The sequence below is a fragment of the Vibrio thalassae genome, assembly GCF_900089835.1.
Classification (GTDB): domain Bacteria; phylum Pseudomonadota; class Gammaproteobacteria; order Enterobacterales; family Vibrionaceae; genus Vibrio; species Vibrio thalassae.
In genome coordinates this window covers 12,175-27,349 of sequence record NZ_OANU01000190.1, presented here as the reverse complement: position 1 = coordinate 27,349, position 15,175 = coordinate 12,175, and the positions used below count along the sequence as shown (strand labels likewise).

Annotated in this window: 14 protein-coding genes; 6 read left to right on the top strand and 8 right to left on the bottom strand. The window is 45.3% G+C overall.

Annotated elements, in window-relative coordinates; genetic code table 11:
• Both VTH8203_RS23785 and VTH8203_RS23780 read right to left on the bottom strand, forming a co-directional pair.
• The coding region (locus VTH8203_RS23785; protein ID WP_208617805.1) for a transposase zinc-binding domain-containing protein at positions 1-239 on the bottom strand (239 nt) is incomplete at its 3' end.
• Positions 236-1,123: a tyrosine-type recombinase/integrase gene (locus VTH8203_RS23780; RefSeq protein WP_096995792.1), complete on the bottom strand. Its 888-nt coding sequence runs from the start codon at positions 1,121-1,123 to the stop codon at positions 236-238. The genes VTH8203_RS23785 and VTH8203_RS23780, both read right to left, overlap by 4 nt.
• Before the next feature lie 147 nt (positions 1,124-1,270).
• On the opposite strand from VTH8203_RS23780, the gene VTH8203_RS23775 reads away from it, so the two are divergent.
• Positions 1,271-1,597, top strand: coding sequence for a hypothetical protein (locus VTH8203_RS23775; RefSeq protein WP_096995793.1), 327 nt, complete (start codon positions 1,271-1,273; stop codon positions 1,595-1,597).
• A gap of 1,185 nt (positions 1,598-2,782) precedes the next feature.
• Here VTH8203_RS23775 and rplY read toward each other — a convergent pair.
• The 5 genes from rplY to radD form a co-directional block, all read right to left on the bottom strand.
• Entirely contained in the window at positions 2,783-3,061 is a 279-nt protein-coding gene (gene rplY / locus VTH8203_RS23770) for a 50S ribosomal protein L25 (protein ID WP_006071740.1), read from the bottom strand.
• Between the two features lie 167 nt (positions 3,062-3,228).
• The gene (locus tag VTH8203_RS23765; protein WP_096995791.1) at positions 3,229-4,590 is read right to left on the bottom strand and encodes an ATP-binding protein; all 1,362 of its coding nucleotides are present in this window, start codon (positions 4,588-4,590) and stop codon (positions 3,229-3,231) included.
• Positions 4,583-5,239, bottom strand: coding sequence for a response regulator transcription factor (locus VTH8203_RS23760; RefSeq protein ID WP_096995790.1), 657 nt, complete (start codon positions 5,237-5,239; stop codon positions 4,583-4,585). Before VTH8203_RS23760 ends, VTH8203_RS23765 begins: the two co-directional genes overlap by 8 nt.
• 9 nt (positions 5,240-5,248) lie before the next feature.
• Positions 5,249-5,659: a PepSY domain-containing protein gene (locus VTH8203_RS23755; protein WP_096995789.1), complete on the bottom strand. Its 411-nt coding sequence runs from the start codon at positions 5,657-5,659 to the stop codon at positions 5,249-5,251.
• Between the two features lie 70 nt (positions 5,660-5,729).
• Positions 5,730-7,466: a DNA repair helicase RadD gene (gene radD, locus VTH8203_RS23750; RefSeq protein ID WP_096995788.1), complete on the bottom strand. Its 1,737-nt coding sequence runs from the start codon at positions 7,464-7,466 to the stop codon at positions 5,730-5,732.
• Positions 7,467-7,536: 70 nt separating this feature from the next.
• Between radD and rsuA the strand changes: the two genes are divergently transcribed.
• From rsuA to VTH8203_RS23735, 3 genes are all read left to right on the top strand, one after another.
• A complete protein-coding gene (rsuA, locus tag VTH8203_RS23745; RefSeq protein ID WP_096995787.1) occupies positions 7,537-8,235 on the top strand; it encodes a 16S rRNA pseudouridine(516) synthase RsuA in 699 nt (232 codons plus the stop codon).
• Between the two features lie 229 nt (positions 8,236-8,464).
• The gene (locus VTH8203_RS23740) at positions 8,465-9,670 is read left to right on the top strand and encodes a Bcr/CflA family multidrug efflux MFS transporter (RefSeq protein WP_096995786.1); all 1,206 of its coding nucleotides are present in this window, start codon (positions 8,465-8,467) and stop codon (positions 9,668-9,670) included.
• Entirely contained in the window at positions 9,670-10,323 is a 654-nt protein-coding gene (locus VTH8203_RS23735; protein ID WP_096995785.1) for a DUF2913 family protein, read from the top strand. The genes VTH8203_RS23740 and VTH8203_RS23735 overlap by 1 nt, the downstream gene beginning before the upstream one ends.
• Positions 10,324-10,372: 49 nt before the next feature.
• On the opposite strand, the gene VTH8203_RS23730 is transcribed toward VTH8203_RS23735, so the two are convergent.
• On the bottom strand, positions 10,373-11,794 hold the full coding sequence (locus tag VTH8203_RS23730) for a DUF2867 domain-containing protein (protein ID WP_096995784.1): 1,422 nt from the start codon (positions 11,792-11,794) through the stop codon (positions 10,373-10,375).
• A 266-nt stretch (positions 11,795-12,060) separates the two neighbouring features.
• Here VTH8203_RS23730 and VTH8203_RS23725 point away from each other — a divergent pair, with 266 nt between their 5' ends.
• Both VTH8203_RS23725 and VTH8203_RS23720 read left to right on the top strand, forming a co-directional pair.
• On the top strand, positions 12,061-12,732 hold the full coding sequence (locus VTH8203_RS23725; RefSeq protein ID WP_096995783.1) for an ABC transporter ATP-binding protein: 672 nt from the start codon (positions 12,061-12,063) through the stop codon (positions 12,730-12,732).
• Positions 12,713-15,166 (top strand): ABC transporter permease, encoded by a 2,454-nt coding sequence (locus tag VTH8203_RS23720; protein ID WP_096995782.1) that lies wholly within the window; start codon positions 12,713-12,715, stop codon positions 15,164-15,166. Before VTH8203_RS23725 ends, VTH8203_RS23720 begins: the two co-directional genes overlap by 20 nt.
• The last annotated feature ends 9 nt before the right edge of the window (positions 15,167-15,175 follow it).

The window sequence follows — 15,175 nt, the reverse complement described above, 5'->3', positions numbered from 1 at the left end:
TTTAACCAGTCCGAAGTGGTGCGGTGTTGGCACTGGGGGCAGTGCCGATGTCCGCATGAGAGTGGCAGTCGGTCATTGTGGTGGCAATGGGCACAATACCATTGCGAGCGACCTTGTTGCTCTGTTTTACACCGTAACATCGCTTGGATAGCCGAGCGCATATCTGGGTTGAGCTGATTGGCATACTGATGTTCGAGCGCTTTTTTATGCGTGCACAACAGTTCAATGAAAGTACTCATGCGACCTCCCACGTAATGCTCAATGCATCGGCCATTTGGTTGATAGCGAGCGCCGCATCGCGATGTTTTTGCTGGGTCATGCGGGTGTATCGCGCCGTGGTGTTGAGACTGGCATGGCCAAGCAGCACTTGCAGAGAACGTAAATCTACCCCTTGTTCGAGCAGATGAGTCGCAAAGCAATGGCGCAATGAATGCGGAGAAATATGTTTATTGATGCCACACTGTTTAAGCACGCGTTTCATTGCTTTTTGTACGCCGCCGCGCTCCATTGGGTTGTCAAGATGAGAGCCTTTACCTGGGAATAGCCACGAGGGATGACGATGGGTTTGCCAATAGGCACGTAAAGCATGAAGTGTCCGATTGGGCAGTGGCACGAGTCGGTCTTTACCACCTTTACCATTGCGAATATGGACGTGCATGGTCTGCGCGTCGATGTCATTGACGGTCAGATTTAAGCCTTCAACGAGGCGCAGCCCCATGGAATAGAGAGTAAGAAAGAAGACTTGATAACGAAGCTGGTGAGTGTGGCTAATCAGCGTAGCAACCTGACTGGGTGTCATCACATCGGGCAGTGTTTGAGTACGAGGTGGTTTGACAATGTTGAGCCATTGCCACTGTTTATTGAGCGTATAGCGATAGAAGAACTGCAAGCGGTTACGGTCGAGCTTGATGGTACTCCACGAGTGGGTTTGAATAAGGCTAGCGAAGTATTGCTTGAGTTGGTCGGGGGTGAGCGAGTCAGGGCAGCAATCAAAATAGCGGCTTATTCGACGAACGGCACGGGAATAGGCATCAATGGTAGCAGGTCGTTTACCTTGCAGCTTAAGGTTGGTAAGGTGTTGTTCATAAAGAGAATGATAGCGATTGAGTTCATTGGGTGTCATGGTATTTACTCCTGTCTATCCCATCGGGTGATGGGGTATCAGAAGTATGGCGTTTATGTGCTTTACTCTGCCGCGCAGCGGCTTCGTTCAACAAGAGACTATGGCGCCATGCTCTACCCTAAGAGGTGACACTTTATGGAGGTTGGTATGAATATCAAAGAGTCTGATTGGAAAATCTTTTGCGAAATAAAGAGTGAAGCAGCGAAAGTGTTTTGTACTCGGCAGCTAGATGAAGCCATCAAAACGATTACTGATGAATCAGAACCTGTAGGGGAAAGGTTCAACTTTATGTGTCAGCACTCCAAAGAATCTCAAAAGCAAATGAAGTTGATTTTTGATGGCCATTCTCGAAGCCGAGCATTTATCCAGCTCATGCAGATGTGTTCGGAAGGTTTAGTTGATCCGGAACAATTTGAACGCCTTTCAGAGGAACTCAAAAAAGACATCACGAGTATTCTAGAAAGAAGAGCCTAAGGAAAGTTAGTTAATCAGGCCGCTTCTTTTTCGTAGCTGCAACCATCTCAATATTACTCCTTTTTATTCGCGAATTCGGATATTCGCTACAATTCTGCCTCGGTAACCTCATCTATACGAGTTTTATTATACGAGTTGTATTGAAAAACCTGAGAGTTACTCGTTTTTTCTCCTTCAAAACGCCGTTGATTTTCAAGAAATAGCACTAGAATCTGGATTGAGATTTCTTTCCAAAAAGTGTCAACATTACTTTGTCAATAAAATCTCTCGTTAGCCCTTTAAATCCGTGCGCTCTAGGTGAGCTGAAAGTGTCACCTAGAGTGCACGAGGGTGGGGGTTACGGGAGTTTATGCTTGTGATGCGAACAGAGCCCCACCATCACAAATTCTTGGACCAAATGCTTTAATATTTTAGGTTTGCATGGACGTTCGAGCTGTTATTCGGAATCCGAATCCATGATTTTTGGACAGATAAGCCGAGTGTTATGTTGTGAAAAATGAGTGTGCGGATCAGTGAATGCCTATAGGCCTTTAAAGTCTTAATACTGGATTAGTAGGTTTATTGGCTAATGGTTAGTTTAGGCGTGTTATGTCATTAAATGAGGGTTGTAGTGATTAAGCTGGGAGATGGTGTTAAGAATGGACGAAAGGCTAGAAGTGTTTTCTTGATCGCCCTTCAGTGTTGTTTTATTAGCCTGGAGTGTATTACGTAGTGGTAGCGCCCAATCCAATATACATGAATGTAAGTAGGCAGCTCTCAGCGCTAGCGAGTTATGCCAAAGGAGTAGTTCTTATTCTTGATTACTCTATTCGTTTAGAAGTGCGTACAAGGCCATACAAGTAACATTCTAGATGCTAGTCGGTTTTGTCTTTTTGTTTGAGTAGTGTGTTGAACCTAGCGAAAAAGCGGTCTATTCTTACTGTTAGAAAAACTACTGTATAAGTCCACCTTTCGTCCACCCTTAATCCACCCAAGCAAGACTGGGATAAAGTGGGGAAGAGGAAAGTTGATTATTTTCAGTGTATTGCGCGAGATTTACGACGTTTTTGAGGGCTCAAAAACGGTGAAACCCCGATGTTGGTAGCATCGGGGTTTCGAATTTTTTAAGAATTCTTGGTTGGTAAAGCCGAGAATCTTTTTATGCAAAAGGTTTGGATTTAATCCGTATAATTCCTTGGTAGGGAATTAGATGCGGATGAAATCCATGTGCTCAACTTTTGGCTTGAACGCGTGACGTTGAACGTCTTGTGGCTTAACCTTAACTTCTGCGCCGTCGATCACTAGAGTGATGCCTTCGTAGAATGCTGGCTTGTCCATTTGGTTGATCACGTCATCGTGGTTTAGAGCGATAGAAACAGGTGCTGCTTCACCACCGTAAACGATTGCTGGGAATTGACCAGCGTGACGTAGGCGGCGGCTCGCACCCTTACCTAGTTCAGTACGTACTACTGCTTCGAATTTCATAGTATTTACTCTCAAAATAGTAAAATTAAAGTAACTGTTTTGACGTAGCGACCTAGTCAAAACTATAGTCGTTTTGAAGTGTCAAATAGATACATTCAAAACGAGCGCGGATACTAACATTCAAAGCTGGACTGAGCAATAGCAAATCGCTTATATCGTTACAATTTTTACTCTTTTGCACGTTGTAGTTTAAGCACTGCGCGTAAACCACCCAGTTTGCTCGATTCTAAAGCTAAATCGCCTCGATAGCTATGTGCCATCTCATTAACAATGTTGAGACCTAAGCCAGTACCTGGCGTGGTTTCATCTAGGCGAACGCCTCGCTTTAACACTGCTTTGAGCTGTTCTTGAGGGATGCCAGGGCCGTCGTCTTCGACGATGATAGCAATCTCATAGTTATCGAGCAGCTCTGAATATACCCTGATGAAGCTGTTGCCCCACTTGTAAGCATTTTCAAGTAAATTTCCCAGCATTTCATCGAGGTCAGCTTTTTCAACGGCAACGTACTGGTCGGGATCCAATTCACTCACTAAAGCGATTTCACGTTGAGCATAGACTTTGTCGAAGGCTAAAGAAATGGCGTCAACACGTTCACTCGGAGATGATTTCACTGAGAGAATATTCATTGCCCCAGCCATTCGGGTTCGACCTAAATGGTAGTCAATGTGTGACTGAATTTGCTCTATCGAAGGTTGCAATCGCTGTCTGTCTTGTTCTGATAATTGGTTCAACTCGTTCTTTAACACTGAAAGAGGGGTCTTTAGTGCATGGGATAGGTTACCCGCGTGGTTGCGCGCGCGCGCTAGGAGCTCTTGGTAGTGGAACAGCAAAGCATTCAAATCATCAACGAGGGGAGCAATTTCCTTTGGATATTGCTCATCGAGCGTTTGTTGTTCACCGGATTTTAAGAGCTTTAGCTCTTTTTGCATTTTCCCTAAAGGTCTTAGTGACCAACTAACTTGCACCACAACCAGAGTTAAAACGCCAATCGACATAATACTTAGGATTAACCACAGCTGTCCGGTCAAAGAGTTCAGTGTATCGTCGATGCGATCTTCATCTTGACCAACAATAATTGTGACGCCGTCACTAATATCAGGCAGGAAAATGGTTCGTTTGATCGCGATCAGTTTCTCATCTTTCGCACCGAAATAGGTGGCTTTGTGATTTTCCTTTTTGGTGCGGATTGTCCGATCCCACAGTGAACGCGAACGAAGTTTGTCCGAGCCCGTTTCGACACTCCAGTAAAGTCCGCTATAGGGTTGGTTGAAACGGGGATCGGATAGCCGGGTTTGTAAAACGAGTTGCCCTTGTTTATTCACTTCCAAGTTGGCGGCTATTTCATCCATCGTCAGCCCAAGCTTAGTCTCTAAATCTTGAGTGAGGTATTCACGCACAAGGCCGGGAATAAGCACGCCAGCTGCGATCATCATCGCTGACAACCACAAGGTGGCAGCCAGCAATAAGCGCGTCTTTAAACTGAGTCGTTTAAACTCTTTTTTTAGCCTTGAGGCGTCTAGGTTAGGCATTCAACTGATACCCTAAACCACGGACAGTTTTGATGATTTTCGGGGCGATTTTTTTACGGATTCTGCCGATAAACACTTCAATGGTATTAGAGTCTCGATCAAAATCTTGTTTATAAATGTGCTCGACTAATTCGGTGCGCGAAATGACTTTGTCAGCGTTATGCATAAAGTAAGCAACAACTTTGTATTCTAGTGCAGTCAAGCTCACAGCATTGCCCTGCCACATCACTTTAGAGGTGCGAGTATCTAGGCTTAAATCACCCACTTGCATCAAAGGAGAAGCATTACCTGATGCACGTCGTAGCTGCGCGCGAATACGGGCAATAAGCTCAATCATTTCAAACGGTTTGGTGAGGTAATCATCAGCACCTGCATTAAGTCCTTCAACACGCTGACTTAACGTATCACGGGCACTGAGAATCACCACCGGCGTGTTGATGTTTTCGTCGCGGATCCCCTTGAGCACTGTCAATCCGTCTATTTTAGGCAGACCTAAATCTAAAACAATGGCGTCCCAATCTTCGGATGTGGCACGGTACAAAGCGTCAATACCATCCTGAGCGAGCTCTGTCACCCAGCCTGCACTGTCTAAGGTTTCTAAAATCTGTTCACCCAATCTTGGATCATCTTCGACGACAAGAATTTTCATTATTGTTCTCTATTTTCTTATGACTCTTTGAAGATTGTGGCCTTTGAGTTCCATCATCTCCAGTGTGGTAGCGTTATATTCGACTTTAATAACATCTTGTTCATGAAGCAATTTTAGCTCGTAGATCCACTCACCGTCATCTTCTTCAAGTTCGACTTTAATCACTCGACCGTTAAGATCTCGTTTTACGGTAGCAAACAGTTCTGAAAAAGGCTTGATCAGTCCTTGCTGTACCGCTTCGTAGACTTCATCTTGGTCCTCTTCAAACTCAACTCGAGCACCATCAGTTTGTACATCTTGAAGAACATCGTGACCACTCGGCTTTGAATCTGAGAAAAATTCGGCATGGGCGCTAAGCGGTACTGCCAATAACAGAGATAGCAAGACGATTGAAAGTGTCTGTTTGGTTGTGTGTAGCATGGCGGAGCCCCAATATTTTCAACATAGTTAAAATATACATTTGCAAACATGAATGAAAGCTGAACAGTGATTAGTTCAGTTCATCGTCAAAAATTTTGTCTCTCATCTTCCAAAATCGTCCGCTTTTGCGGGCGATGACAAAAGCGGGTAAACGGAATCGATGTTGATTATTCACGACTTTGGTTGGTGATGTGGCATCAAACTCGCGATGTTTGTCGGCCAGATGGGGACGAACAAACTTAGCAAGAAACGATTCTTTCTGTTTTTTCGTGGTTAACGACCAAAATTCGCTGACTTGAGCGTCGTTCTCACCAATATAGTTGACCCTCAAGCTGTTTTTGCCTTTTTCGTCTTTATGAACCACAAGATTCATGTCTGTGCACTCGAAGACAAGAGCATCTTTTAGGTTAAGGGCTTCTTTGAGTTTTTTATCAGGGTCTACTAACGTCGCGTCACATTCGTGACAGATCCGCGCTGCGATGTCGTTATCTGCGCCGCACTCGGAACAATACTTAGCTCTGAAACGGTAATCACAGTGCTCACGTTCTCCGGTTTCTTCGTCTGTAAAATACCCTTGGCACTTGCGACCAAAATGTTCAATGAGAAAACCGTTGGCGTCCAGTTTGCCCCAAAAGTCGTTGTTGAATCCACACGCGGGGCAGGGGATGGTAATGATTTCAGAATCTGAATCGGGTTTGGGATTACCCACCTCAGGCTGATACAAATCGTAGGTGTTACCTGCATAATCAAGGACCAGACATTCGTGCTTACCTTCAGACAGGCGCAGACCTCGGCCGACGATTTGCTGATACAAGCTGACGGACTCGGTGGGGCGAAGAATCGCAATAAGATCAACATGAGGCGCATCAAAGCCAGTCGTTAAAACCGAGACGTTAACCAAGAACTTAATGTTGCGATTTTTGAAATCGTTGATGATGGCGTCTCGCTCCGGTGTTGGTGTGTCACCAATCACGATTTGACTGCTGTCGCTGGGTAACAAGGACAGTATTTCTTGGGCGTGGCGAACGGTCGCTGCAAAAATCATCACGCCTTGCTTGTCTTCCCCATAGCGTTTAATTTGCTCAACAATTTGCGGTGTCGCGCGCTTTGATTGCTCAATCACAAGATCCATCTCAGATTCTTTGTATTTGCCCATGCTAGTGGGTTTGAGCTGAGAGAAGTCGTAGCTGAGTACGGGAGCATCTATGAGTTTGGCTGGCGTCAAAAAACCTTCATCAAGCAAGTATTGAATCGGCAGTTCGAAGATACAGTCTTTAAAGAAACGAGGCTCATCGCTGCGTACTAGACCCTTGGTGTGATACTGATAGATCCAACCGACACCCAAACGATAAGGGGTGGCGGTTAAACCAAGGATTTTAATGCCTGGATTGATGTCGCACAGATGGCTGATGACTTTTTGATAACTGGATGTTTTGGTCTCTGGCACACGGTGGCATTCGTCAATAACGAGTAGTGAAAACTGATTGGCGAAAGCATCCAAATTGCGCACAACGGATTGTACCGAGGCAAAGACCACTTGCTCAGACGTTTCTTTGCGTCCTAAGCCTGCGGAGAAAATAGACCCTTTGAGGCCATAGCCCTCATACTTTGCGTGATTTTGCTCAACGAGTTCTTTGACGTGTGCCAACACCAAAACACGACCTCTCGCTAACCTTGCAAGTTCTGCGATAACTAAGCTTTTCCCTGCTCCAGTGGGCAAAACGATCACGGCAGGTGTGTCGTTTTTACGAAAATAGTGGATGACGGCTTTAACAGAATCGGCTTGGTAGGGGCGAAGCGTGTACATACGGCTCAGTTTTACTCTACATTTTAAAAAACCGCTCTATAATACCTCACGAAATGAAAACGAGGTATTCATGCGTTTAGATAAGTTTTTGTGTGACGCTTTGGGCGCTACACGTAAAGAAGCAACAAAAATCATCAAGTCAGGTGATGTCACGGTCGATGGTGTGGTGCAAAAGAGCGGCGCGGTCAAAGTGACCGAAGACCATTTTGTGGAATGGCAAAACCGAGAGATCCGTATGCAGGGTCCACGTTATATAATGCTATTCAAACCAGACGGCTTTGTGTGTTCTCATGAGGACGGCTTTAATCACACCGCATTTATGCTGCTTGATGAAGTCAAAATGGAAAACCTACATTTTGCTGGTCGCCTAGATGTGGATACGACAGGTTTGGTGTTAATCACTGACGACGGTCAATGGTCTCATCGCATTACGTCACCAAAACACAAGTGTGCAAAAACTTATCGTGTGTGGTTGGCTGATCCGGTTCAAGATAACTATATCCAGGCGTTTGAGGATGGGATTGAACTTAGAAATGAGAAAGCGGCAACATTACCAGCCCAGCTTGAAATCATTGATGACAAAGAAGTCTTGCTGACGATCCACGAAGGTAAGTATCACCAAGTTAAGCGTATGTTTGCGGCCTTAGGCAATAAAGTAGAGGCTTTGCATCGTGAAAGCGTTGGTGCCATTGTCCTTGATGATATGCTTGAGCCGGGAGAGTATCGATATCTCACTCAAGAAGAAATTGACTCTGTTTGGAAAAAGTAATACTAATAGGTTGGTTTTAATAGATAAAACATATACTCGGTCCGAGTATATGTATCCCCTGTAATGAATCACTATTCTCATTTTTTGAGAACCTTCCTGCATTACGGTTACCCCGAAGATAGCGTGCCTGTGTGTCGCTATCTCATATCACTCAATGGGATAGATTGAGTCTAGGTTGTTTATTTGTGGGCATGGATAGCGAACAAATAAAGATTTCTTTAGGAGCGATATGAGTTCTAAACCAATATCGCAGCCCGACATACCTCAGCTAGGTTTGGTTCTTTTCCTAGTTCTCGGAGCGATTGGTGCTTTGACACCTTTGGCTATCGACATGTACTTGCCCGCGATGCCGACTATCGCACAAGATTTTGGGGTAACAGCCGGTGCTGTTCAGACGACATTAACGGTATATACCGCAGGGTTCGCTATCGGCCAACTTTTACATGGTCCTCTTGCTGATAGTTTTGGTCGTAGGCCGATCTTAGTGTTTGGCGTGTTCTTTTTTGGCGTTGCTTCTGCCATTTCAGCAACGGCATCGACGATTGAATCTTTGACCTATATTCGAACCGCGCAAGGGTTTGCAGGCGCTGCTGCGGCTGTCATTATTCAAGCGGTGGTTCGTGATATGTTCGATAAAGAAGATTTTGCTCGAACCATGTCATTTGTCACCCTTGTTGTTACATTGGCCCCGTTGGTTGCGCCGATGATCGGCGGGCATCTGGCGGTTTGGTTCGGATGGCGGTCAATATTTTGGTTACTAACAGCGTTTTCTGGTGTTGTGATTGCTGCGGTACTTTGGAAGATTCCAGAGACATTAGCGCCAGAAAATAGGCAACCACTTCGTTTTCGAACCACCATTAGAAACTACTTAAGGCTATGCAAAAATCCCGTTGCAATGGGGCTCATGTTCTCGGGCGCATTTTCGTTCGCGGGTATGTTTGCCTTTCTCACTGCTGGCTCGTTTGTCTATATTGATATCTATGGTGTGACACCTGATCAGTTCGGTTATCTTTTTGGCTTAAATATTGTCACGATGATCATCATGACCAGTATCAACGGGCGTATGGTTAAGAAAGTCGGCTTGCATGGTATGCTTCGTTTTGGGTTGAGCATTCAGTTGTTTGCGGGACTAGCGTTATTAGCAAGTGGTATTTTGGATCTTGGGATTTGGGGTACTGTTCCTTTTGTTATGTTGTTTATTGGTACGCTGTCAACGATCGGTAGTAACTCAATGGGGTTACTGTTGAGTGGTTACCCTACCATGGCGGGTACGGCCTCTTCACTTGCGGGCACACTGCGATTTGGCACCGGTTCAGTCATTGGCGCGATTGTGGCGATGCTTCCTGGTGGGACAGTTTGGCCGATGATTGCATTAATGGCTATTTGTTCGGTATTATCCGCCGCCTTATATTGGGCGTTTGGGAAAAAAGCATAATGTCTGACTACTATTCAGAGATCCAAAAAGTTGTAAACAGTGCACTTGAAGAATTGGCCAATGAGCATGCTTCGGGCAAGCTGATGAATACGCCTGTGACGAACAATCACTTTCTTGTTCGATGGGTAACAAAAGCGATCAAAACTCAGCGTTTTGGAAAAACGACCAGCGCGAACCTAATTCAATGGCAGAAATCGGGACGCTCTAAGGGCAACGATTCCATGCTTGAACCTTTGTTTAAGCGCATTTCTGCTTATTATGCGGAATTCTTTTCTGGTGATGTACAACCCGTTACCGATGCGAAGATTGAGCAGTTTATTGAAGACATGGAAGCAGCAGGTTGGGGCGTCTGTACTTCAGAGGTGTTGACCGATGGCAGTAAAGTACAGTTCTTTACTGATGGCCATAACTCGTTTGCTTTATGTGCGAATCAATGTGATGACTGTTTTGACGCTGAAAACCTTGTGAAGCCGATGAGTTGGTTTGTGCGTGGCAATCATGCAGAGTTTGTCATCAAAGCTTACGAAGCCGGGTTTATGTTGCACAAGCGCACTGATTACAAATCAAAAGTAAAGTACCACGGTGAATATTTGATTTACCCAATGAACAAAGGGACTCAGCTAGCTGAAATCCCTCTTTCGTTTAAAGCGTAGTAGCCATTACAAGCCGTATCCTACCTAGTTCCCGCTAATTAAAGCGTGACTATGCTTTGCGGCAGATCGCCCGCACCATTCCTTTAAAAATGAATAAGTGTGCGGGCATCATTGCAAACCAATAGAGTAGGCCTTTGAAACCCTGTGGGTGCCACCACGCGGTGACGTTGATCTCTCTTTTATCACCGTGGTCGGTAATGGTGAATTCTAGCCGACCGAGTCCAGGGCCCTTCATTCCAAAAAGTAATGACAGGAAGCCAGGCTTTTCGCATCGAATGACTTTCCATGAGTCGATGAAATCACCCACTTTCAACTCTGGCCCTTCTGGCGAACGTCTTATTGGTTTTCCTGCGCCAAATAATACGTCTAACCATTCGCGAGTTCGCCACAGCAGGTTAGCGAAGAAGTAGCCTTCTTTCGGGCTGCCTATCTGTTTGACGACCTCCCAAAGCTGCTCAGTGGTTTTCTCGGTAAAGTAACTGGCGCCAGTTTTCTTTGGATAATATCCATATCCCGCTTGCCACCGGGTTAATGCAGCAGGATCGTAGCCCCAGACGTTACTGCGTACAAAAGTGCCTTCTTTTTCAATAGTCCGAGACACGGAGTCGACGTAGGACATCATCTCTTGAGGGTACTTTGTGCGAATCGCCTTAGAATCTGCAATGAAATCGTGCTCAAAGCCAGCAAGCAGTGCTTTGCCGATACTAGATGGAACTGAGGTGACGACACCTAACCAATAAGAGGCAAGCTTTGGGGTTAGAAAGCGTGTTGACCATAGGCGTAGCGGTTTGTTGATTTTATGGCAAATAACAGCAAACTGCTCACGGTAGGAGAGAGTGTCGGGGCCTCCGACTTCATAAATCAACGATTCGGGCGATGATTCTTTCGCTAATTCAATTAAGTAATGATTGAGGTTTTCTAACGCAATAGGGTTTGCTTTCGCATCTACCCATTTAGGTGCGATCAAAATAGGTAAGTTGTAGACGAAGTCTCTCATGATTTCGTAGGCGGCAGAGCCGGGACCAATAATGACACCAGCTCGAAGCTCAGTAATGGGGACTTTACTGGTGCGCAGCAGCTTACCAGTTGCCTTTCTTGCTGCCAGATGCTCGGAATTTCCTGTTTGCGGCTGTATTGCACTGAGATAGATGACGTGTTCGACGTGACTGATGTCGAGCGCATCTTTAAAGTTCTGTGCGAGAGAAAGTTCATAATCTAGAAAGTCATGGCCATGAGCCATACCATGAACTAAAAAGTAGACTAAGTCGTACTTGGGAACGAGGGCTAACGTCGCTTCTCTGTCGGCAAGGTCTAGGTATTCAAACTTAAGCATTGAATGGGGGACAACACGGCTTTTGAGGTAGTCGACTTGACGTGCTGCTGCGGTTACTTCGTATCCCTGTTCTAATAGGATTGGGATCAACTGAGAACCGACATAGCCAGAGGCTCCTAACACCAATACACGCTTCATATTCCCTAATCTCTCTTAATTGTTATCTCTATAAAATTTAACACATTTTTCTCGCTTATCCGCATTTGTTTACAACACATGATGAGTTAATGCATCGTTTTGACGAGTATATGTTCTAATTTGTAATTCTTTCAAAAAACGATATCTTGAATCGAAATTGAGCTAAACCGACTCAATGTCGGGACTTTGAGCCCAAATTTGCTTCCTAGCGCTGTAAATTTAGTGTAGATTCACACTCCATATTTACCAGCTATGAAAGAGATTGAATGCTTAAGTTGTCCGACCTTTGTAAAGGCTATATCGACGGTGGAGAATTCCATCCTGTGCTGCAAAGCGCACAGCTGACACTGTCGCAAGGTGAACAACTGGCATTGATGGGTGAAAGTGGCTCGGGGAAGAGCACATTGCTGAACTTAATCGCTGGTATAGACAAAGTGGATTCTGGTGAAATCTGGTATCCGGATTTTGCCATGCATGATGCCAAAGAAAGTCTTCGCACTGCATACCGAAGAAAGAATATTGGTCATATCTTTCAGCAATTCAATTTGCTGCCAACCCTTAATATTGCTGATAACATTCGCTTCTGTCGCCAAATTAAAGGATTACCGGAAGATCGTGGTCTATGGCGTCAGATCCTATCTGCATTAGATTTGATGGCGCTGCTTGGGCGTTACCCTGAAGAACTGTCTGGTGGTCAGCAACAACGTGCAGCTATTGCCCGTGCGCTCTACATGGAGCCTAAAATTCTACTGGCTGATGAGCCAACGGGTAGCTTAGATGAGCGTAATGCCGAAGCGGTAATGCGACTTCTTACATCACTAACAAGGCACCTAGAGTGTACCTTATTGGTAGTGACTCACAGTGAAAAAGTCGCGTCTCATATGGATGGTTCAATTCGCCTTCAAGGGGGACAACTCCATGTTATGGCCCGTAGTTAAAGCACTACTTGGCCATTATCGACGTCACCCGATACAAATTCTTTTAGTATGGCTGGGCCTAACGCTTGGTGTGTCGCTATTGGTTGGAGTTACCGCTATAAACCATCATGCGAAACAAGCGTATGCAAGTGGTGAAAAACTGTTTGCTAACCCTGTGCCATACCGCATTCGACCTAAACACGCAGAAACTAAAATCCCTCAAGGATTTTATATTCAACTGCGCCGAGAAGGTTTTAAGCAATGTGTTCCGTTTGATATTCAAAAAGTCACTACTGATGACGGCTTAGAGCTTAATCTTATCGGTGTTGATCCTATCTCTTTGTTACAGCTTCGCAATGTCGTCACTATCGGGGATATTGCATCGCAAGATATGATCAAAGTCCCGACAACCATCATTGTGAGTCATGATCTTGCAGAGCTAAAAGGTTGGCAAAGTGGTGGCACGTTAACGCTGGATAATGGAGTTCAGTTAGGACCGATAAAAATTGATGCAGAAAAGGGAGTTCGAGGCACACGTATCCTCGCGGATATGTCTTTAGTTCGTGCTATGAAAAAATCGTCAGGTCTATCTGTGATTGCATGCGGCGAAATGAGCGCCTCGAAGCTTGAGAATCTTCGTAAGATGATTCCAAACGGCATGACGTTATCTCGTAGCTCTCAATCCGAATTAGAATCGTTAACCAAAGCTTTCCACACCAACTTGTCGGCAATGAGTATGCTGTCTTTTGTTGTGGGTTTATTTATCTTCTATCAAGCGATGTCACTGTCTTTGGCTCAGCGTCAACCCTTGGTGGGTAGCCTTCGCCAAGTGGGTGTGTCTGGTTGGCAACTCACGCAAGCGTTGTGTTTAGAGCTGGCAGCGTTAGTGTTATTGAGCTGGTTAGGGGGTAACTTATTAGGTTTGGCACTGGCCAACCAGCTTATCCCTGCGGTGTCACAGAGCTTGAACGATCTCTACGATGCCAACATTGGCTTGAGTATCGAATGGAGCTGGGAGTGGAGCCTTTATAGCTTCTTACTCGCATTTACCGGTGCGGTGGTCTCTTGTGGATGGCCGTTAGTAAGACTACTTAGGTCACAACCAATTCGACTTTCTGCTCGACTATCACTGATGCGCTTTACTGGTGCAGAGTTTACTTGGCAAGCTTTCGTTGCATGCGGGTTCTGTGTGGCTGCCGTCGCGATTTATCAAGCACCAAAATCACAAAACTCAGGTTATGCCATCATTGTATTGATGCTCCTAAGCGTCGCCTTGATTACACCATTTATTACGTGGAAAATTTTCACGCTGTTTTCTTACTCACTCCGCTGGGTAAAAGTGCGTTGGTTTTTTGCCGACGCCGCTGCTAGTATGAGTTACCGTGGTGTGGCTAACATGGCGTTTATGCTGGCGATGGCGGCTAACATGGGCGTCGAGACCATGGTGGGAAGTTTTCGAGATACCACCGATCGCTGGCTAACACAAAGGTTGGCGGCTGATATCTACGTATACCCGACCAACAATAACGCGATTCGTATGAGTAAGTGGTTAGAGTCCCAACCCGAGGTAGAGCGGGTGTGGTGGCGATGGGAAGAAGAAATCCCAACAGACCACGGCATGATGCAAGTTGTGAGTTCTGGTGATTCTGAGGGCGAACGTGACGCATTGACGGTAAAAATAGCCGTGCCAAATTATTGGTATCACTTGCATCACTCACGTAGTGTCATGATAAGCGAATCAATGGCGCTTAAACTTAACATCCGTCCTGGTGATTATGTTGATTTGGGGCCGCCACTGGGTCGCAATTGGCATGTCATTGGGGTTTACTATGACTATGGAAATCCGTATCACCAAGTACTGTTATCGCAAAACCGTTGGTTAGCGAATTTAGAAGGCTCTGGAGATGTGGCGTTAGGTGCTGTACTTAACGACAAGTCAAAATCGTTATTCGTTGAACGACGTTTACAATCAACGTTTAGATTAAACAGCGAACGAATCTACGACAACACCTCTATTCATGCTAAAGCGATGACAACATTCGATCGTACGTTTGCGATTGCAGATACCTTGGGTAACATCACTTTGGTCATTGCGGTATTTGGCATTTTCTTTGCGACCATTGCAGGGGAGATTTCGAGGCAGCGTCATACCTCACTATTGCGATGCTTAGGGATTTCTTCGAAGGAACTTGTGTTAATGGGCGGTTTGCAATTATTGGTGTTTGGGCTTATCTCCGCCATTATTGCTATGCCGTTGGGTGTTGCTCTCGCACAGCTGATTGTCGATATTGTTATCAAGCAGTCGTTTGGTTGGTCGTTGCAACTGCAAATTGTACCTTGGCAGTATCTAACCACGTGTCTTTGGTCGTTATTGGCGCTGGTAGTGGCAGGAGCGTTACCCGTGCTAAAACTGATACGTAATACTCCGATTCATTCGTTAAGGGATGCGTTATAAATGAATCGT